The sequence below is a fragment of the Haladaptatus salinisoli genome, from assembly GCF_020614375.1.
Classification (GTDB): Archaea; Halobacteriota; Halobacteria; order Halobacteriales; family Haladaptataceae; genus Haladaptatus; species Haladaptatus salinisoli.
On sequence record NZ_CP085329.1, the window covers coordinates 23,358 to 43,963 of the forward strand.

At 63.2% G+C, this 20,606-nt stretch carries 16 protein-coding genes; 5 read left to right on the forward strand and 11 right to left on the reverse strand.

Annotated features, from left to right (window positions below; all coding sequences use genetic code 11):
- The first annotated feature begins 105 nt into the window (after positions 1-105).
- Positions 106-1,335 (forward strand): ABC transporter ATP-binding protein, encoded by a 1,230-nt coding sequence (locus LIX00_RS18195; protein ID WP_227356424.1) that lies wholly within the window; start codon positions 106-108, stop codon positions 1,333-1,335.
- Positions 1,336-1,426: 91 nt separating this feature from the next.
- Complete coding sequence (locus tag LIX00_RS18200; protein ID WP_227356425.1) at positions 1,427-2,155, forward strand: hypothetical protein; 729 nt, start codon at positions 1,427-1,429, stop codon at positions 2,153-2,155.
- Positions 2,156-2,178: 23 nt separating this feature from the next.
- Here the strand turns inward: LIX00_RS18200 and LIX00_RS18205 are convergent, their stop codons facing one another.
- From LIX00_RS18205 to gfo6, 4 genes are all read right to left on the reverse strand, one after another.
- Entirely contained in the window at positions 2,179-3,816 is a 1,638-nt protein-coding gene (locus tag LIX00_RS18205) for a TCP-1/cpn60 chaperonin family protein (RefSeq protein WP_227356426.1), read from the reverse strand.
- Between the two features lie 78 nt (positions 3,817-3,894).
- Positions 3,895-4,086, reverse strand: coding sequence for a hypothetical protein (locus tag LIX00_RS18210; RefSeq protein ID WP_227356427.1), 192 nt, complete (start codon positions 4,084-4,086; stop codon positions 3,895-3,897).
- Between the two features lie 77 nt (positions 4,087-4,163).
- Positions 4,164-5,396 (reverse strand): mandelate racemase/muconate lactonizing enzyme family protein, encoded by a 1,233-nt coding sequence (locus tag LIX00_RS18215; RefSeq protein WP_227356428.1) that lies wholly within the window; start codon positions 5,394-5,396, stop codon positions 4,164-4,166.
- A gap of 67 nt (positions 5,397-5,463) precedes the next feature.
- Positions 5,464-6,555 carry a D-xylose 1-dehydrogenase Gfo6 gene (gene gfo6, locus LIX00_RS18220; RefSeq protein WP_227356429.1) on the reverse strand — a complete coding sequence of 364 codons (1,092 nt, stop codon included), beginning with the start codon at positions 6,553-6,555 and terminating at the stop codon, positions 5,464-5,466.
- Between the two features lie 116 nt (positions 6,556-6,671).
- Between gfo6 and xacF the strand changes: the two genes are divergently transcribed.
- Positions 6,672-8,120 (forward strand): 2,5-dioxovalerate dehydrogenase, encoded by a 1,449-nt coding sequence (gene xacF, locus LIX00_RS18225; RefSeq protein ID WP_227356430.1) that lies wholly within the window; start codon positions 6,672-6,674, stop codon positions 8,118-8,120.
- A 6-nt stretch (positions 8,121-8,126) separates the two neighbouring features.
- Here xacF and LIX00_RS18230 read toward each other — a convergent pair whose 3' ends face one another.
- Positions 8,127-10,211: an alpha-glucuronidase family glycosyl hydrolase gene (locus LIX00_RS18230; RefSeq protein ID WP_227356431.1), complete on the reverse strand. Its 2,085-nt coding sequence runs from the start codon at positions 10,209-10,211 to the stop codon at positions 8,127-8,129.
- A gap of 119 nt (positions 10,212-10,330) precedes the next feature.
- Between LIX00_RS18230 and LIX00_RS18235 the strand changes: the two genes are divergently transcribed.
- Entirely contained in the window at positions 10,331-10,558 is a 228-nt protein-coding gene (locus tag LIX00_RS18235) for a hypothetical protein (RefSeq protein WP_227356432.1), read from the forward strand.
- A 63-nt stretch (positions 10,559-10,621) separates the two neighbouring features.
- On the opposite strand, the gene LIX00_RS18240 is transcribed toward LIX00_RS18235, so the two are convergent.
- The 4 genes from LIX00_RS18240 to LIX00_RS18255 all read right to left on the reverse strand — a co-directional run bounded on the left by LIX00_RS18240 (position 10,622) and on the right by LIX00_RS18255 (position 16,798).
- Positions 10,622-11,578, reverse strand: a complete 957-nt coding sequence (locus LIX00_RS18240) for an ABC transporter permease (RefSeq protein WP_227356433.1) — start codon at positions 11,576-11,578, stop codon at positions 10,622-10,624.
- On the reverse strand, positions 11,575-12,582 hold the full coding sequence (locus LIX00_RS18245; protein WP_227356434.1) for an ABC transporter permease: 1,008 nt from the start codon (positions 12,580-12,582) through the stop codon (positions 11,575-11,577). The genes LIX00_RS18240 and LIX00_RS18245 overlap by 4 nt, the downstream gene beginning before the upstream one ends.
- On the reverse strand, positions 12,579-14,723 hold the full coding sequence (locus LIX00_RS18250) for an ABC transporter ATP-binding protein (protein ID WP_227356435.1): 2,145 nt from the start codon (positions 14,721-14,723) through the stop codon (positions 12,579-12,581). Before LIX00_RS18250 ends, LIX00_RS18245 begins: the two co-directional genes overlap by 4 nt.
- Positions 14,724-14,872: 149 nt before the next feature.
- A complete protein-coding gene (locus tag LIX00_RS18255) occupies positions 14,873-16,798 on the reverse strand; it encodes an ABC transporter substrate-binding protein (RefSeq protein ID WP_227356436.1) in 1,926 nt (641 codons plus the stop codon).
- Positions 16,799-17,175: 377 nt separating this feature from the next.
- Between LIX00_RS18255 and xacR the strand changes: the two genes are divergently transcribed.
- Complete coding sequence (gene xacR / locus LIX00_RS18260; protein WP_227356437.1) at positions 17,176-17,931, forward strand: HTH-type transcriptional regulator XacR; 756 nt, start codon at positions 17,176-17,178, stop codon at positions 17,929-17,931.
- A gap of 398 nt (positions 17,932-18,329) precedes the next feature.
- On the opposite strand, the gene LIX00_RS18265 is transcribed toward xacR, so the two are convergent.
- Together LIX00_RS18265 and uxaC are read right to left on the reverse strand one after the other, a co-directional pair.
- Entirely contained in the window at positions 18,330-19,109 is a 780-nt protein-coding gene (locus LIX00_RS18265) for an SDR family NAD(P)-dependent oxidoreductase (protein ID WP_227356438.1), read from the reverse strand.
- A 65-nt stretch (positions 19,110-19,174) separates the two neighbouring features.
- Positions 19,175-20,542: a glucuronate isomerase gene (uxaC, locus tag LIX00_RS18270; protein ID WP_227356439.1), complete on the reverse strand. Its 1,368-nt coding sequence runs from the start codon at positions 20,540-20,542 to the stop codon at positions 19,175-19,177.
- Positions 20,543-20,606: the final 64 nt, after the last annotated feature.

Here is a 20,606-nt window from a genome sequence, read left to right on the forward strand (position 1 = left end):
ACCACCCCACGTTACGGTTCGGCGGCGTTCGAACGCGAGCACGGTGATCTTTCCCGTGCGACCAACCAAAGTAATAAATAGGTACGATAGGAATCTCCCCCCAGCATGAGTCGAATCCTGTTCGACAGCGTAACGAAGGTTTACGACGAGAACATCCTCGCCGTCGAGGAGTTCGACCTTCGAATCGACGACGGAGAGTTCCTGACGCTCGTCGGCCCGAGCGGTTCCGGGAAGTCGACGTTGCTCCGGATGGTCGCCGGTCTGGAGGAGATAACCGGTGGCGAAATTCGGATCGGCGACACCACCGTCAACCGACTGCCGCCGCGTAATCGGGATATCGCGATGGTGTTCCAGAACTACGCACTGTATCCGCACCTGACGGTGCGCGAGAACATGGCGTTCGGCCTCAAGCGTTCGACGGAGCTTCCCCCCGGGGAGATCGACGAACGGGTCGAGGAGGCCGCCGAGTTGATGGGTATCGGGAACCTGCTCGATCAGAAGCCGAAACACCTCTCCGGCGGGCAGCGCCAGCGCGTCGCCACCGGCCGTGCCATCGTCCGCGATCCGGCGGTGTTTCTGTTCGACGAGCCGCTGTCGAACCTCGACGCGAAGCTCCGAAAACACATGCGGACGCAGCTACAGCGCCTCCACCAGACGCTCGAAACCACGACGATCTACGTCACACACGACCAGGAGGAGGCGATGACCATGAGCGACCGCATCGCCATTTTGAACGAGGGGATGCTCCAGCAAGTCGGTACCCCCCGTCAGGTGTACAACCAACCGGAGAATACGTTCGTCGCGCAGTTCATCGGCAGCCCGTCCATGAACATGTTCGTCGCGGAACTGGACAGAACCGGCGACCGACCTCGGTTCACCGGGGACGTGGAGGTCGACGTTTCCGAGCAGCGAGCCGAGTCGATCGATAACCGGAGCGACGCCGACCGGTTCTTGCTCGGCATCCGCCCAGAGCACATCGCGGTTCACGAATCGCCAACTCCGGAGTCGGTGCCGGCGTACGTCGACATCATCGAACCCCTTGGGAGCAACGACCTGTTGTACTTCGAACTCGAGGACGGCGTCGGTGTCGACCGCGTCGTGGCCGAGGACGTCGATATCGGCGCGGACGAGGAGGGCGACGAGGAGGAGTACAAGGCGTTCATAGAACCCGAATCGATCCCGAATCGATACGAGAGCGGTGACACGCCCGTCCACTTGACGTTCGATACGAACCACGTACACGTGTTCGATCCGCGAACCGGCGAGAACCTCGACGATGGACGACCCGCTACTACCGAATCTCGGCCTGAATCCGCCAGAGGGGCCGGCGACTAACGGACGTGATGAACTCCATGCGAACACAGAACGTCGACATCCGGTGGCGACGGAGGCAGTTCGACCGGTCGGCGACCGTCCTCGTGCGCGTATGAGCGCGGACGACACCCCCCAGTACGGGTACGACACGGACGTCGATTCCAACTCCGACCCTCGCGCGACGGGAGGCGGCGACGCCACCCGGCGGCCGTGGCGTCGGCTAGCGGCCGAGTTAACGAGTGCCCGAAGCGTTTCGGATTTGGTCGGAACGGTCGAGCGGTACGGCTGGATACCGCCGCTCTTCGGACTGCTCCTGTCCGGCGTCGCGAGGGGCGTCTTCGAGCACCTCGCGGAACCGTTTGCCATGTCCCACGGGTACGTCTTTTCGGGATGGCAACTGGCCCTGGGGATAAACCTCTGCTACGGGTTCTTCTTCGTCGCATTCTCGTGGTTCCTGTACTTCGGCGTTATCGGTAGCTTCGCTGGCTACTTTTCCGAGGTGACGAAGATGGAGACGACGATATTCAGCGTCGGCGGATACCTGATGGTGCTTTTCGTCCCCGCGGTGGCCGTCGGCTCGGCTCTCGTCCTGACGATTCCGGCACCGGAGCCGGTCGTCGCGGGTGCGGCTCCGGCTCCCGCCGTCGCACGAACGCACGAGGCGGTGGCGAACACCCTTCAGATGCGGATCGTCGGCGCGATGATGGCAGGGGGATGGGTCCTCGTCGGGTTTCTGATGCTCCCCGTCGTGAGCGAACTCTACGACGTCGACGGCAGGGCGAGCGTCCTCTCCGTGCTCCCGGCGACCCTGGTCGCGGTGACCGCGACGCAGCTCCTCTGATTCCCGTCCGGCGTCCCACCGGGCTAGTACGTCGGCTCTTCGAGCGCGCGATCGACCGTCGGTTCACGCTCGTCGAGGAGGACACCGTCGATGCGGGTGAGGGCGTTGACGAACTCGATGGCCCGAACGAGCCCCGAGACCCGAATCTGGAACGGGTCGAGTCCGCCCCCGTCGGCGGTCACGTCGTCGACGACGGTTCCGTCGCTCGAGACGGCGGCTCGACGGTGGCCCGCGTCGTGGCGCACTCGCAGTTCGAGCAGCGCGTCTAGCGGGTTCAGACCGGCGTTGGCGGCCAGCGTCTTCGGGATCGATTCGAGCGCGTCCGCGAACCCCTCCGCGGCGAGTTGCTCGCGCCCGTCGAAGCGCATCGCCAGCGATCTAACCGCCCGGGCCGCCGCCACGTCGGCGGCGCCACCGGCCGGGAGCGCCGCGGGGGTTTTGATGCAGGCGCGCAGCGCGTTCTTACCGTCCCTGACGCGCCGTTCGGCCTCCTCGGAGGCAGTCTGCGTTCCGCCTCGGACGACGAGAGTGACCGCCGGTGCCTCCACGTCTTCGGAGGGCTGGAACGCCACCCAGTCGTCGTCACGACCCGTATCGCGGAGCTGTACGGTGGCGTTTCCGAGCGCGTCGGCGTCGATTCGGCCGCTCGGTCGAACCGGGCCGCGAGGGGTCGCACCGGTCGCTCGAGCGATGTACTCGAAATCGGTTCGCTTGACGTTCCGGAGGAGAACCGCCCCGTGTCGGGCCAGCTCCTTGGCGATGGCCATGTCGACGTCGCCGGTCGCGACGACGGCGACGGCACCCGTCAGTCCGATGTTCGCGGCGATCTTCTCGCTCTCGTCGAGTCCGCCAACCGTTCGCTCGGCGTCGGTCGCGCCCTCGACTGTGACGCTCACGTCGGCCGCGGGACTCCGGCACCGGAGATCTCCCTCGATGAGCAGCACCGCCCCCGTCGCCGGGAGGAGGCGTTCGGCGGTCACGACGTTCTCGGGAAGCACGACGCCCTCGACGAGCGTCGAGTCAGCGACGCTTCCGCCCGGCACGGCGACGGTCTTTGCGTGGTCGAGTCGGACGCTCCCCGTCTCCGGATCGGAGACGCGAAGGACGGCGTCGACGACGGTGTCCGCAAACTCGTCGAGGGGCCACGACCCGCTCCGTCCGTTCGTCATCCCGGTCATCGCGACGGCGCGCAACCGAGCGCGGTCGAGTTCTCCGGCCGAGTTCGCCAGCGGAATCGACGTTTCGTCCCACAGCTCAAGCGTCCGTTGTCCGCCGATCGAAAACCCCTCGATCACGTCGGTCGGGTGGACGCCCCGGTCGACAAGATCCATCGCCGTCGACAACAGCTCCGACGCCAACAGCACCATAGTCGTCGAACCGTCGCCGTAGTCGGTCTCGTGATCCTCCGTCGCTCGGATGAAGCGTCGTGCGATCGGGTGGCTCGTCTCCCCCTCGAACTCCTCCATGATGGCGCTGCCGTCGTTGCTGACGAATCCGCGGAGTTCGCCGTCGGCCATTCGCCGCACGATCATTTTATCGATCCCCCACGGTCCGAGCGTGCTCCGAACGAGATCGCCCATTTGTACTGCCGCGTCGCGGATCATCCGGCGCGTCTCGGAGGACGGTACTCTCTTCCAACCGGTGTACAGTTCGTTCGTCATGGCGTCTTCTGGAACTGAATATCGTTTCGATGCGAGTAGTGCGTGGTAATCGCCTCGGGACTGCTGCCGATCATCAAACTACCGAACCAGCAGTTTATCGTAGGCGACCAGCGCGACGATAAGTATCGACGCCGCGTACGCCACTTCCACGATGAGCGGTTCCTGCTGTCCGCGGAGCCACGCGATGCCGGCGGCCGTAACGACGACGGTCGCGACGATCAGCGCCAGCAGAATCCCGGCGTTGCGCCGCTCGTTGAGATTGACAGACATTGGCATGAATTCCGCACTCTTTCTATAAATAAGCGGTGGTTCAGAGGGCGCGGAAACTAGTTCCGACCGTTCGTCGGTCAGTCGAAGAGCGTCTCGCCCGCGACCATGTGCTCGGCGACGGCGTCTAAGTCGAGCGTGAGACCGAGACCGGGTTTCTCGGGGATTTCCATCCGGCCCTCCCGGATGAGACCGTCTTCCTCGACGAGATCCTCCCACCAGCCGAGCTGGTAGGAGTGGTACTCCACCGCCAGCGAGTTCGGGATGGCCGCCGCGACCTGCGCGGACGCCATCGTACCGATGGGTGAGGAGACGTTGTGCATCGCGACCGGAATGTAGTAGGTGTCGGCGAGGTCGGCGATCTTCCGCGTCTCGCGCATTCCGCCCACGCGGGGCAGGTCGGGCGCGATAATATCCACCGCCTGCTGTTCGATGAGGGTGCGCTGGCCGTGCTTGCGGTAGACGTTTTCCCCCACGGCGATTGGCGTCGTGGTGGATCTCGTGATTTCTTTTTGGACGTCGTGATTCTCCGGCGGCACGGGATCTTCGAGCCACCACACGTCGTACTCCTCGAGTGCGGCGGCGAGACGCCGAGCGCTGCCGCCCGCGAACGACCAGTGGCAGTCGAACGCCACGTCGGCGCGGTCGCCAACCGTCTCGCAGACCTGCTTTACGATCTCGACCTTGTGGTCTATCTCGGGACCGCGGAGGTGGCGGTTCGCGCGGTCCTTCTCGTGGCCCGAGGGAACGTCGAGGTCGAACTTCAGGGCGTCGTAGCCGAGTTCCGAGACGACGCGCTCGGCCTCCTTCGCGTTGGAGGCGGGTTCCGACTCGTCGCCGGCGTGGCAGTCGCAGTAGATGCGCACCTCGTCGCGGTACTTTCCGCCGACGAGCTGATAGGCCGGCACTTCGAGGAGCTTCCCCGCCACGTCGTGGAGTGCGATTTCGATTCCGGAGATGCCGGAGATAGTCTTCCCGGAGATCGAGCCCTCGCCGGACATCTTCTGGACGAGGTGTTCGTAGAGGCGGTCGATGTCGAGAGGATTCTCGCCGACGAGGAAGGGTTTCATCCGTTCGATGATAGCCGTGTCGCCGCCGCCCCAGTAGGCTTCGCCCGTGCCGACCACGCCGGCGTCGGTGTAGACGCGGACGAGAATCCACGGATAGTTGCCGTCCACCATCGTCGTCTGTACGTCGGTTATCTCCGCGTCGCGGACGCCGCCGCGGCGGTTGGTGAGACACATCGTCTCGCCGGAGAGGTCGCGCATCGTATACTCCGCGTTCGGGTCGCGGAGCTTCGAGTGGTCAACCATTGCGTGCGAGGTATTCCCAGGACCGGTAGTAAAGCTTGTGCATCGGCGGGTGAGCGTCGAATCGAACTTACTCGACCGTGACGCGTTCGCCGGCGTCGGCGGCCTCGTAGATGGCCGCGAGCGTCCGCATGTCGACGAGAGCGTGCTCGCCGTCGGGGGAGGGCGCGACGCCGCGGAGGACGCGGTCGGCGAAGTAATCGAACTCCTCGATCATCTCGTCGCCCGTGACGTCGCGGCGACCGTCGTCGATCTCGACTTCGCGCTCGTCGAGTCGTCTGAGCCTGAGCGTCTGCGGCGTCTGCCCGAGGAAGGCTGGTTCGAGCACCAGTTCGCCCTCCGTCCCGACGACCCGGAGGTAACCCGACCGATAGGAGTGCTGGCTGGCCGTACAGGATGCGTACGTTCCGTCGTCGAACCGGAGCGAGAAGGTCGCGTGCTGGTCGGGAACCTTGCGGAACGCTTCGTTCTCGGAGTGCATCTGCGCAGTTACGCTCACGGGGTCGGCGTCGAGGACGAATCGAGACGTGTTCAGGGGGTAGATACCCAGATCCATCACCGTCGCGCCGTAGCCCGTGAGTTCGGGGTCGAGTCGCCACTGGTTGGGGTCGGTCGAGACGGCGTCGAGCAGCTGCTGGCCCATGTGACCGTGGACGGCGACCGGGTCGCCGACCGCCCCGTCGCGAACGAGTTCGCGCATCCGGCGAACCTGCGGGTCGGTCTGCATCCGGTACGCGACCATCAGCGGCACGTCCTCGGCGGCCGCGACGAGTTCCTCGGCCCGGTCCAGCGTCGCCTCCATCGGCTTCTCGCAGAGAACCGCCTTGCCGTGGTCGGCCGCGGCCTCGACGTACGGGAGGTGGTGGGCGTTGGGCGTGCAGACGTACACCGCGTCGTACTCGTCGGTCGCCGCGCCGTCGACGAACTCGTCGTAGGTGATGGCCGCAGTGACGGTCGAGGTTTCGTCGGCGACCTCCTCGGCCTTCTCGCGGCGACCGCTGACTGCGACGGTCGTCTCGCAGAACTTCGACCGACCGACGGCCGGAATCGCCTGCTCGCGCGTCCACCAGCCGAGCCCCACCGTGGCGAGGCGGAGGGTTCCCGACTCCAATTCCTCCCAGTCCCGCTGTCTGACGTCGTCCAGGTAGTCAGCGACTGTCATGGATTGGTGGTTCGAGCCGACCGGCAAAAGTGTAGTGGACTTCACGCCGCGAGGATTGGCGACGAATCTTCGTCGCACCGTAAGAATCGTATGGGGTTAGTGAGAAGCGTGGTACGATGACGGAGAGCAAGCGAAATTACGTGAACGGAGAGTGGATCGTATCTGAAACCGGCGAGACCGTCGCCGTCGAGAATCCCGCGAACCCGAACGAGGTCGTCGCGCGCTACCAGCAATCCGGCGCGGTCGACGCGACCGCCGCCGTCGAAGCCGCCGACGCCGCGGCCGACGACTGGGCCTCGACGCCGGGCCCCGAACGCGGCCGAATCCTTCGCGAAGCCGGAGTCCGACTCGCGGAGCGCAAGGACGAACTGACGAGCCTGCTCGTCGCAGAGGAGGGGAAGGCCCGCGCCGAAGCCGACGGGGAGGTACAGCGCGCCATCGACATCTTCCACTACTTCGCCGGGAAGGCGGCCGACCTCGGCGGGACGGTCAAGAGTCCGAGCGCACCGAACCAGAACCTCTACACCGTCGAGGAACCGGTCGGCGTCGCCGCCCTTATCACACCGTGGAACTACCCCATCGCCATCCCCGCGTGGAAGCTCGCGCCGGCGCTCGCCGCGGGCAACGCGGTGGTTCTGAAGCCGGCGTCGATAGCCCCCGGGGTAGCCCTCGAACTCGCGGCGGCGCTCGACGACGCTGAGCTTCCCGACGGCGTGCTGAACGTCGTCACGGGGCCGGGGAGCGCGGTCGGCACCGAGTTCATCGAACACGATGCGGTGGACGCCGTCTCGTTCACGGGCAGCAGCGAGGTCGGCAGGCTGGTGTACGAGCAAGCGACCAACGCGGGGAAGCGCGTCCAGACGGAACTCGGAGGGAAGAATCCGACCGTCGTCTCGGAGTCGGCCAATCCCGCGAAGGCCGCGGACATCGTCGCAGCCGGCGCGTTCGGGACGACCGGTCAGTCGTGTACCGCGTGTTCCCGCGCCATCGTCCACGAGAGCGTCTACGACGAGTTCGTCGACGAACTCGTCGACCGTGCGAAGTCGGTCGATATCGGTCCCGGCGCGGAGCACGAGATGGGGCCGCAGGTCAGCGCCGCCGAACGCGACTCGACGCTCGAATACATCGGAATCGCCGAGGACGAGGGTGCGACGCTTGCGGCCGGCGGCGGCGTCCCCGCGGGAGCGAAGGTCGAGTCGGGCTACTTCGTCGAACCGACCGTGTTCGTCGACGTGTCCCCGGACATGCGCATCGCCCAAGAGGAGGTCTTTGGACCGGTCGTCGCCGTCATCGAGGTGAGCGACTTTGACGGGGGCCTGGCGGTGGCGAACGACGTTTCCTACGGCCTCTCGGCGAGCATCGTCACCGACGACCACGCAGAAGCGAACCGGTTCGTCGACGAGGCGGAAGCCGGCGTGGTGAAGGTAAACGAGAAAACGACAGGCCTCGAACTCCACGTCCCCTTCGGCGGCTTCAAGCGGTCCTCCAGCGAGACGTGGCGCGAACAGGGCGACGCGGGACTGGACTTCTACACGATAGAGAAAACGGTGTACGACAGCTACTGACCGAGATTACTCGGCGTCGTCCGACTGAACGCGGCCGCGCTCGTCCGGAATCCCGGCGTAGTCGTGGAAGAACGATACCAACGTGTCGCGCCACAGTTTCGCGTGGTCGAGCTGCTCGTCGAAGCGTTCGGCGACGTGGCGGTGACGCCTCTCGTCGATAGCGTCCTCCAATTCTTTCCACCGGTCGCGCATGGTGCGAACCGCCTCGACGCCCTCGAAGCAGTTATCGTAGAGGTGTTGGAGGACCGTCGTTCCGTCGAGGTCGTACTCCCACGGAAGGTGGTGGAAGAACAACAGGAGTTCGCGCGGACAAGTCTCCGGCGACTCGTAGCGCTCCGCGACCGGGTCGGGGAACTGACCCGCGTAGCCGCTCCCGCTAGCGGTGCGGTCGACGCCGATGCCGTCCTCGCCAGCGCCGTGGTATCCGGGCCACTCCGCTGGCGACGGGTTGTAGTGGTTCTCCAGCACGTCGCCCTGATTGTACATCATGTGCATCAATCCGAGGTGACCGGTCGTGTAGTCGAGGACGGCCGGCCACGAGTCGTGGAGGATGCCGGCGATCGTTTCGACGACGAAGGGGTCGTTATCGAAGGTCTGGCGCACCCACTCGTCGGTGACGGTCTCGGCGTCGAGGTCGGGGTTCCAGACGAGGCGACCGTAACCGTAGAGATTCGCCTGCGCAAGGTAGTGACCCGTCCAGTTGGGGTCGTCACCAACGCTGCAGACGCCCGCGACGCCCTCGCCCTCGCTGCGCGTGAAGAGGCCCTTGACTGGCGTCCCTTCGCCGTCCGCGTAGGTGTCGAACTCGAACACCTCCTTCCACTGCGGGACGTGGTAACAGGCGTGAACGCCTTGTCCCGTATACTCCTGCGTGATCTGGAGTTCACAGGCGAGGTTCGTCCCGGGCAGTGCGCCGAACAGCGTCGAGACGGGTTCGCGGGGCTGGAAGTCGATGGGACCGTTCTTCACTTGGACGGTGACGTTGTCCCGGAACTCGCCGTCGAGCGGTTTGAACGTGTCGTAGGCCTGTACGGCGCGGTCTTCGTGCGAGCCGTAGACGAACGCGCGCCAGTACAGTCGACCGCCGTGCGGTTCGAGCGCACGCGCGAGGACGTTCGCCCCTTCGGCGTGGTCCCGGTCGTAGTCGTAGGGGCCGGGCTGTCCCTCCGAGTCGGCCTTGACGAGGAAGCCGCCGAAGTCGGGGACGCGGTCGTACACCTCGTCGACCGCGCCGGCCCACCACGCTTCGACGGCGTCGTCGAGCGGGTCGGCGGTGTCCAGGTCGCCGGCGAGTATCGGAGCGGCGTAGTTGACCGAGAGGTAGGTTCGGACGCCGTGACGCCGGAAGACGCTCGCCAATGCCTCGACCTTCTCCAGGTTCTCCGACCGGAGCAATTGCCACCCCTCCATCCCTGCGACGGCCTCATTCGCGCCCGGCCGGTCGGGCTTCTGCGTGTTGACGTTGTTGAGGACGATACCGTTGACGCCGACGGAAGCGAGGAGGCGGGCGTAGTCGCGGTACCGCGGTCGGAGGTCGGGGAGCCGTTCCCAGTCGAAGATGGATGCACCCGCGTACCCCCGTTCGACGGAGGCGCGGAAAGGGTTGTCCCAATGGTTGACGATGCGCTCCTCGGTTCGCGGTTCCTCGATGAGATCCAGATCGTCGACGGGTCGGTGCGTCGCGAGGAGGCGGAGTAGGTGGTACGTACCGTAGAGCATCCCCTTGTCGGTCGAGCCGGTGACGACCAAACAGTCCTTGTCCTCCCACTCGACCGACCGCAGGATGTACCCCTCGTCGTGGAGGTTCTCAACTTCGGTTTCGTCGACGGCGGCGCGAACGACCGCCATCCGCTCGCGTCGGCCGACGGCGAGGAATCCATCGACCGTCCGCGGCGGGTGCATCCACAGATGCGGTTCGCGACCGAGCAGTCCTTCGAGTCCGATGCGAAGTTCCTCGCGAGCCACGTCCAGTTCTGGCCCCTCGGTGGAGGCGAAGACGTGCGCACAGCGCTTGCGGTAGGACGACCGAAGTTCGGCGTCACTCACGCGGTCATACCGGAGCCAACAGTCGTCGTACTCGTCCGTGAGCATGTGACGAGGGGTTTCTCGGGCGCGATTAAAACAGTGCCGGTCGTTAACATGCGGTCGACGGGCCGCCGGACGGAGTCGGTATCGTAACAATCTAAAGGGCGCTTTCGGTACGGTGCAGTATGAGCGCGCGACGAGATCGGTTCTGGGATTTCATCTGCGTCTTCTCATCGCAGGCGTACGTGTTCCTCGCGGTGTCGGTCGCGCTGTTTTTCTTCTCCGTCTACGCGTGGTTCAACTCGCCCTCGCCGGGCACCAGAGCCCTCATTCCGCTCACCGTGGCGATACTGTCGGTCAACATCGTCGTGTTGTACGCGATCATTCGTCGCTGTCAGTCTCGCGATCTGTGAACGAGGCCTCGTCCGAGAACCTTCAGCGAGAAACGAATCCCGACTGCGGAGTCGGGCGACCGATCAGTCCTGGTGGCGAGCGCGCACTCGCGGGTTGAACAGCTTGTCGGTCGACTGGGAGAGCAGGATGAGGCCGAGGGAGAGTACCGCGACCATTACGATTGGCCAGATTATCCAGTGAACCATCGCAGCGCTAGTCAGCGCGCCGTTGGAGTAGGCCATATCCATCATGATACCCCAGTTTTCCACCGACCACGGCAGAACTGAGAGGTAGGACAGGCCGACGTAAGTGAACAGCACGCCCCGCATCGAACTCATGAAGTTGTAGAGGACGTACGGCATCACGTTCGGGAGGACGTCCTTGAGCAGGATCTCTCCGGTGGAGACGCCCATCGCGGTGGACGCCTCGACGTAGTCCTCTTCGCGGATGCCGAGCACCTGCGACCGGAGGTTGCGCGCCAGTCCTCCCCATCCGTTAATTCCGAGGAGAACGCCGATGAGTACCGGGTTCTCCGGCTTGAGCGTCACCGTGAGGACGATAATCAGGGGGAGGCCGGGGATCGTCAACGCCACGTCGGTCATCGTCGAAAGCGCCTCGTCGAGTCGCCCGCCGGAGAACCCGGCGACGGTTCCGACGAGCGTGCCGACGGTGACGACGAAGAGGCCGCCGCTGAGCATCAGCAGCAGCATCGGAGGGGTGCCGAACACGAGCAGTTTCATCAGATCGCGGCCCTGTGTGTCGGTGCCGAGCGGGTGCTCCATCGACTGGAAGGGCTGTTCTAGCCTGTCGCCCGCCCACATTTGCGTCGGCTCGAGGAGCCACACGCCGACGGTTCCTATCAGAACGTACGTCAGGACGATTCCGAACCCGAGTATCGCGCGCTTATCATCGAGCAGTATCTTCCCTGGGACGACGACGTACGCGTTCAGGAGGTCGCTCGCTGTGCCTTGCCACGTCTGTTCCACGTCCGATACCACTTCGAGGGGGATGTCCTCGGCTTCGATCGATGCGTCGCTCATCGGTTCTCACCCGCCGTTTTGATCCGCGGGTCGAGTCGACTGTAGGTCAGGTCGGCCACGAACACGCCGACGACGACCGCGACCGTGATTATCATGAACGCGCCCATCATGACCGGATAGTCGCGGCGCAGCGTCGCGTCCAACATGAGGTAGCCGACGCCCCGGTAGGAGAAGATCTGTTCTAAGATGACGGAGCCACCGAACATGAAGCCGATTTGGATCAATAGCCCGGTGTACAGAGGGAGGATAGCGTTCCGGGCCACGTACCGGTAGGAGATGCGGAAGTCGGACAGCCCGCGCAGTCGCGCACCGCGGATGTAATCCGATCCGAGCGTCTGGATGCTGTTCGCGCGCATGCTCAACGCGATACCGCCGAAGGAGGTCAACACGACAGACAGTATCGGCAGGGTCGCGTAGTACAGGACGCTCCTGTAGTAGGCCAGCGATCCGGGTTCGAGACCGGGCGCGTACTTCCCGCCCTGCGGAAATACGTCCCACTGGAACACGAACAGGAAGATGAAGAGGAAGGCGAGCGCGTAGAAGGGAATCGAGACGGCGAGCGTGCTGACGGTCGACGAGAATAGATCGAAGCGACTCCCCTCGGTGTAAGCCATCATCGCACCCAGTAGTATGCCGATGACGTACTGGAGCGTGATCGCGACCGAGAGGAGAAACACGGTCCACGGAAGAACGTCTGCCATCAGCGTGCTCACCTCGGCACCTTGGAGGTACGAGTATCCGAGGTCGCCTTGGAGCGCCGTGATGAGGTAATCGACGTACTGCTGCCACAGCGGTTCGTCGGGCTTGACGTTCAGATACAGGCGCACCTGACGGTCTATTGCCGCGTCCGACATCGTGGCGCCGTACTTCCGGTACAGCTCCGCGCGCAGCCTATCGATGGGACTGCCCGGCATTAGCCGGATCATCCCGAAGGTGATGGTGATCGTGGTCCAGAGCACCAACAGTCCCATTCCGATTCGCCGTAGCACCCAGCGCCAGTTCATCGGGAGACGCCCTCCGAACGTACGGTTTCGTCGTCGAGCGGTTCGCTCTCCCAGTAGGGATGTTCCGCCGGGCGTTCGCGGAAGCAGGCCGTGCGGTGTGTCGCGTCCTCGTCAAGCGTCGGCTTTTGCGACGCGCAGATTTCGCGGGCTTCCGGACACCGGGGGTGGAATCGGCACCCCGAGGGCGGGTTGATCGGATCCGGCACGTCGATGGTTCGGATGGGTGCCTCGTCGAGTTCGTCGTCCTCGTCTTGAATGTCGGTCGTCGCCCAGTGGAGCGCCTGCGTGTACGGGTGGCGCGGGTTCTGGACGATTTCCTCGGTTGGACCGATCTCGATGATCTCGCCGAGATACATGACGGCGATTCGTCCCCCCGCGCGCCCGGTCAGGTACCGGGCGTTCGTGAGGTTGTGCGAGATGAACAGGTACGACGTGTCGAACAGCTCCTGGAGCGTGATCATCAGGTCCATCATGTCGACGCGCATCGACACGTCCAGCGCGCTGACCGCTTCGTCGGCGAGGATGAGCTCGGGGTTCATCAATAAGGCTCGGATGAGCGTCACGCGTTGTTTCTCGCCGCCGGAGAGCTGGTGGGGGTAGCGCCCGGCGTAGTCCTCGGGCGGTGTCATCCCAGCGGCCTCCAGCATCGCCAGAACGCGCGCCCTTCGGTCGTTCGCGTCGAGATCCGACTGCCACCGTTTCATGGGTGTCTGGATGATCTTCTCCACCTTCCGGTTGGGATTTAGCGAGCTACCGGGATCTTGGTGAATGATCTGCAGCGACCGCCTAATCTCGCCGAATTCGATCGTGTTATCCGTGCCGTCCTTCACCTCCCAGATGTCGTAGTCTCGATACTTCACGCTACCGCCGGTCGGCTTTTGTAGTCCGACGGCCGTTTTGCCGAGCGTCGTCTTGCCGCAGCCGCTCTCGCCCACGACTGCGACGACGTCGTTGTCGTAGATTTCGAGGTCGACCCCGTCGACGGCTCGGACGACGTCCGGATCATCGAAGAGATTTAAGAGTCCCCCGTTGGACTGCTCGAAGTGGACTTCGACGTCGTCCATGACCACCACGGGTTCGTTCGACTGGTTCCCCTGTCGGTCTCGAACCTCGGCGGTCCCTTTCTCCAGAATTAACGGCAGTTCCTCGTCGACGCTCTCGTGGTGGAAACAGGCCACCTCCTGGCTGTCGGCGACCCGCTCCAATTCAGGGTCGCGGCGTCGACATTCGTCGGTGGCCAGCGGACACCGTGGGTGGTACGAACACCCCGGCGGAACGTCGACCGGGTCGGGGCTCGACCCCTCGATGGACTGGAGGTCGTCCAGCGACGTCGTGAGGTTCGGCACGGTGTTGAGCAGCGACCGCGTATAGGGGTGTTTCGACTTCCCGAGGTCGTCCGCCGGGAACACTTCCATCACCCCGAATGCGTACATCACGGCGATTCGGTCGCAGAGATTCTTGATGAGCGGTAGGTCGTGCGTGATGAAGACTATCGTCAGGTTATACTTCTTCTGTATGTCGTCTAGCAGCGTCAGGATGGACCGCTGCATGAGGAGGTCGAGCGCCGCCGTCGGCTCGTCCATCACCAGCACCTCCGGATCGAGGACCAAACTCAGCGCGATTAACACCCTCTGTTTCATCCCGCCGCTGAGTTCGTGCGGGTACGTATCGAGGACGCGGTCTGGTTCGAGGTGGAGATCGGTCAGTAAATCGCGAGCGTGCTCCATCCCGCGCTCGACGTTCCGACCGTGCGCCTTCAACGTTTCGAGGAAGTGACCGCGTATCTTGAGCGTCGGGTTGAAGAAGCTCATCGCCCCTTGGAAGACCATGGCGATCTCCTCCCAGCGGAGCGATTTGAGTTCGTCGTCGTCGAGGGCGAGGATGTTGACCGTCTCGCCCTCCTCGTTACGGTACGTGATCTCGCCGTCGACGACGCCGGGGTTAACGACGGCGTCGAGCAGTGCGGAAGCGAGCATCGATTTTCCGGATCCGCTCTCGCCGACGACGCCGAGCACCTCTCCGCGTCGGATATCCAACGAGATGTCGTCAAGTACCCTCGAAGTGCCGCGATCCATGTCGAACGTGACGTCGACTCCGCGGACTTCGAGGACGTTGTCTTGCTTGATTACTTGCTGAGACATGTGTTGTTCATGCTGAAACGGTAGTTATCATAGTTGACTCATACCTCATATTTCTATTGTCACCGGTTCGTCGTTTCCGTCCCCAGAAATCGGCATCAGTTCACGTCCGCGAGTACGTCGAAACCGTTCTCGCTCGGTGACCATGACACCTACTTTGAACTCATTGCGGGAACCGACATGAACGACCTATTGGTGAAGTCAAGACCCCACAACGGGTCGTCTTTGGCCGGCCACTTCCACTCGTCGGTGTAGTACATCATACCCCAATTTTCGACGTTTGTCGGGATGGACGGTAAGGTGTAATTGTGCACCCACGCGAGTTCTTCGAGCTTCTTCGTGTATTGCCGGCCGGAGAGTGTCGCAAGCCCGTCGATGGCCTTTCGGACGTTTACTTCCTCCAGGGAGCCGTTCTGGTCGCCGACCGGCATGGGAACTTCGATGGTCTTCGGGAAGTAAACCATGCTTTCCTCGCCGAACATCTCCGTCATGTAGGAAACCGGCGAGAGGGCGCTGGAGTGGGTTCGAAGCGAGTTCCACGTATCGTCGGAGCGACCCCAGAGAATGCTGCCGAACTGCTCGTTGACCCGGAACTCGGTTTTGAAGCCAAATTGGTTAAGTTGGCTCATGGTGGCCTGCCCGGTCGTCGGCCAGTGGTGGTAATTCGGAGAGATGTGCTTGATGACGAGGGGGCTCCCGTCGTAGTGCCACGTTCCGCCCTTCTTCGTCAGTCCCACCTCCTTCAACAACCGTTCGGCTTTCTTGTGGTTGGTCTCGTACGACTGCAGACGGTCGTGAACGTTCGGCAGAACCTTCTTTACATCGAAGAAGACGCCGTCGGCGCGGGTGACCTTGGTCGTCCGGGTCGGATGCGCGCGGGATATCTTCTCGTTGTCGAGGATGTAGGCGATAGCTTGCCGGAACTTCGGTTCGGTGTACACGTCCGGAACCCCTTTGGCGTCGGTGTTCCAGTTAAGCGCGAGCCCTTGGACCGAGGTTCCCTTCCGGATGACGACCTCCATGTTGTTCTTCTTCTCGATCTGCGCGAGGTGCTCCGGTTGCGGAAGCGGACCGGCCTCGATCTTCCCGGATAGGGCCGCCGATATCGGCTGGGAGCGACCGCCGGCGGCGTCGAAGTTCTCGACTCTTCCGGAGAACTCGATCGGCGAGTGGAACCCCTCGTTCGGAACCAGGGTTACGACGGTTCCGGTGGAGTCGGCGATCTTCCACGGACCGCACGTCACCGTTTCGGCTATGGGCCAGTCTTCGTCGTTGCTCAACTCTTGGTCGATCTTCTGGATCTCCTTGTCGCTTGACGCCTTCTCCAGGCGGTTTAGATACTCCACGAAGACCGTTTTCTTCCCGTCGATGGTGGACGGTGGGTTGAGGTGGAAATCCTGCGTGAACAGCTGTTTCGTCGCGTAATCAACGTTCACCTTACCGAGTTCGATGACGACCGTCTTATCGTCCTTTTTGGTCAGCTTCGATATGTTGTCCCAGAGCACCGAACCACCGAGCGCGACGTACTTGTTTATCTTGAGGTTCAAGAGTAGGTCGTCGGCGGTTACCTCGTCGCCCGACGTCCACTGCCAATCGTCGTACAGCCCGATGGTGATCGTTCCGTTCTTTTCGTTGATGTCGAGACTCTCGACGCCCGTGGTGACGAATCGGTTGTACTGATGTCGTTCTCCCTGATTGAACTCGACGCTGGTCGACCAGCGAGCGATGTGGGGGTGTATCATCCACGCGAACTCGTGATAGTTCGACGAGTTTCCCCACGGGTTCTGAATCTGGGACTGCGATTCTATCGCTCCAGGAATGAACGTGTGGAACTCCTGATTCTTTCCTCCGCCGACCGGCGTCGTATCACCGTCAGCCTCGCTGCCGTTGGAACAGCCTGCGACGAAGACGGCGGCGGCCGCTCCGGCCCCCTGAAGCATCTTACGCCGGCTAAGCCGGCCACTACCGTGTCGGTTCCCTGGGGAACCAGGATAGTTATCTCGATCCATGTGATATGGTATCCATACTACCGTGTGGATACATAACGTATATATTTTTTGGTTGTGTATCACTGTCACGGTGATTTAACGATCGCCGAACGGGGAGGAACGGGATACGCCGATCTCGATCACGGCTGTTCGTCTGGAGACGTGACCAGTAACCAACTTAGCGTTCGCACGAACCCGGGCCGAGTCGTCCGTCGGAACGCGTTGGACTTCCCGAACACGTCCGCGTCAGCGACGTTTCAATCCTGGAGGGGCTCCGCAACGGCCGCCACTTCGGCGAACGGTCGTTCTTCACTCCTCGGTGGAGGTTTTCGGTCTGGAGTCGGCTGAATCTCGCGCCACTGTTCCACCGATCGAACGGGTAGCGTTCGGTTTCGCGTTACCGCCTCGATGAATGAGCGTTCTGGGCAGCAGAACATTTATCATCACCGCCTTCAAGGAACTCAATCATGGACGCAAAACACCCGGTACAAACCACCGAAAAGACGCTCATGCTGGTCGAGGAGTTGAAGATACGGGGTTCCTGCGGGGTGACGGAACTCGCGGATAGTCTCGGAATGGGAAAGAGCATGGTTCACAATCACCTGACCACGCTCCAGAAGCACGGGTACGCACTGAAGGTCGGCGATGAGTATCAACTCGGCTTAAAGTTCCTCGATATCGGCGGGCACATCCGGAAGTCCATGGAACTCTACGAGGTGGCGGAACCCGAGGTAAAGTCACTCGCCGACGAAACCGGAGAGCTCGCGAATCTACTCGTGGAAGAACAAGGCAAAGGAGTCTATCTGATGCGAGCCAAGGGAGCGAAGGCCGTCGACCTCGACACGTACGCGGGTCTCCGGACGTACCTCCACACGACGGCGCTTGGAAAGGCTGTACTAGCGCATCTTCCCGAGGAGCGGGTCGAGGAGATAATCGACCGACACGGACTCAAGCGGAAGACGCCCCAGAGCATCGGAACGCGAGAGGAACTGTTCGACACGCTAGCGGACGTCCGAGAGCGCGGGTACGCCATCGACGACGGGGAACGTCTCGAGGGTCTCCGCTGCATCGCGGCCCCGGTGAAGACGTCCTCGAACGACGTCCTCGGAGCGATCAGCGTCTCGGCCCCAGCGAGCCGGGTCAGCGACGAAGACCTCCACGGAGGACTACCGAAGCGGGTGCTCAACGCGGCGAACGTCATCGAACTCAACATCAACTACTGAGCGCGGGTTGTTCTGTATTTGAGAACGGCATCCGCTGTCGACGTAATCGGAACGAGGTTGGTATTGGTTATCAGTACCTCTTTCTCTGCTTTACAGGTATAAGACTGTAATGGGTAAGGGGGTTGCCACCAATTCTCCCCCTCCGGTTCTCTATTTCGGAACAAGTTGGTGACGTCGTGACCTAAACGACTGATCCGTCGGTCGGCGACCGTCCTCGCGACCTCCGACCCCCGTTCGTCTCCCGGACTCGGTCGACTCTATCGGACGGATTTCACTCGGTACCGACGGTGGTCGAAATCGGCGTTCCACCGAACGCCGCAACACGGCGCAGTGGAGGTATCGTCTCCTGGCGTCTGTCGGAGCGTCAGTACGCGAACCGATACCCGAGCCCCGTGAGACTACTGATCGCCGCAACCCCACCCGTAGGCCTGCCATCCGCCGTCGGCGTACAGGACTTCGCCGGTGACGAAGTTGTCCCGCCCAACCAAAAAGAGCGCGCACTCCGCCATTTCTTCGACCGTCCCGAACCGGTTCAGGGGAGTCCGGTCGCGGATATCGTCGTCGGTGTAGCTCGCTGCACTCTGCGTTTGATCCGTGATTTCGGTCCAGATGAACCCCGGCGCGAGCGCGTTGACGTGTATATCGTGTTCCGCCCACTCGACCGCGAGCGTCCGCGTGAGGTTATTCACTCCGGCCTTCGACGCGCAGTAGGGCGAGCGCATCTGGAGGCCTCGACCACCCATCAGCGAGGACATGTTGAGAATCGCGCCGCCGCCCCCCTCTTTTATCATCTGTCGGCCCGCCACCTGACACCCGATGAACGTGCCGGTCAGGTCGACGTCGACGACGGTTCGCCACTCCTCGAGATCGAACTCCTCCGCTCGGTCGAGCGTCGTGACGCCGGCGTTGTTCACCAGAACGTCGAGTCCACCGAACGTCTCGACCGTGGTTCGGACGAGCGCCTCCATCGAGTTCGGATCGGTCACGTCGGCTTCGACGCCGACGGCGGTGCCGCCGGCGGATTCGATGGCTTTCGCGACCTCCTCGGCGCGCTCCTGCGACCGCGAGTTGACGACGACGTTCGCCCCCTCCTCGGCGAACCGCTCGGCGATTCCGTTCCCGATTCCTCGGCTAGAGCCCGTGACGATCGCGGTCTGGCCGCTGAGTTTCTCTGCCATGCGTGTCGAATACCACCGACGATCGGCACTTCATTCTGTCGGTGTCGGGGGTGGGTTTTGGCCCGTCAGAGACCGTACAGCTCTTTCGGCCGGTCGTAGGCGACGCGTTCGACGAGGCGTCGGGCGTTCTCGAACGGAATCTGCCCGCGTTCGACCATCTTGCCGACGACGGCGGCGAGCGTCCGCCGGAACATCTCGAAGCGCGACCCGTAGGAGACTATCTTCCGCGAATCGCTGACCATCCCGGCGAAGTTCGCGAGTAGATCCACGGCGGCGACGCGTTCGAGTTGATTCGCCATCCCGAACGGGCTGTCGTTGAACCACCACGCGGGGCCGATGCTCACGTTGGGATACGCGCGGGACACGACCGTCGCGCTCGGATAGTGCGTCGGATCGAGCACGTAGAGCACGACGTCCGTCTGGCCGTCGAAGGCGTCGAGGAAGTGGTCGAGTCCCCCGACCAAGTCTACGTTCTGCGTCGAAACGTCGCCGCCGGCGTCCGGCCCGACCTCCTCGAACACCGACTCCCGATAGTCGCGGACGGCCCCGATGTGCAGTTGGGTCACCCACCCCGCCTCGGCGTTCAGTTCGCCGATGAAATCGAGCACGTACGCCTTGAAGTCCCGCACCTCCGCCGAAGACGGACTCCGTCCACGTCGAGCCTTCTCGTACACCTCCCCCGCCCGCTCGCGGCGCACCGGTTTCGAGACGGGGTCGGTTCCCGTGCCGATATCGCATGCGACGCAGCCGTGATCGGCGAAGTAGTCGTGCGTCTCTTCGAGCGCGCCGAGGAATCCGGCGAAATCGTCGACGGGGCTCTCGGTCGCGTCGTCCAGTTCCGAGACGAACGTCGACCACTCCTCGCGGTCGATCTTCATCGCGCGATCCGGTCGCCACGTGGGCCTGACGTCGACGCCCTCGACCTCGTCCTTCGCGCGCTCGTGGTACCTCAGTCGGGAGGTCGGATCGTCGCTGCTGCACAGCACCTCGACGTTCATGTCTCGGAGCACCCGTTGGGGGCGCATCCGCGGTTCTGAAAGTTGCCGCGCCGTCTCCTCCCAAATCTCATCGGCCGTGTCGGCGCTAATGGGCGTCTCGATGCCGAAGCGACGCTTCAGGTCGAGGTGAACCCACTCGTAGGTGGGATTACCCGCGAAATCCGGAAACACCGAGGCGAGGGCGTTCCACTTCTCTCTGTTCCCGGCGTCGCCGGTTATCTTCGCCTCCGAAACGCCCCGCTTGCGCATGAGTTGCCAGACGTAGTGATCCGTCGCGCCCTCGACCTCCCAGACGTCGTTCCACGGTTCGTTCTCGACGACTTCGGCGAGATCGATGTGGTTGTGCGGGTCGACGACAGGGAGGTCGGCGATACTTCGGTAGAGCCGGTACGCCGTGTCGGTGTCCAACAGGTACCGCTCGTCGAGGAATCCCATGGCTCCTTCTGCTCGGACGCCGCCAATAAAACTTCGGTACGGGGCAGCGCGACGGTCGGATCGT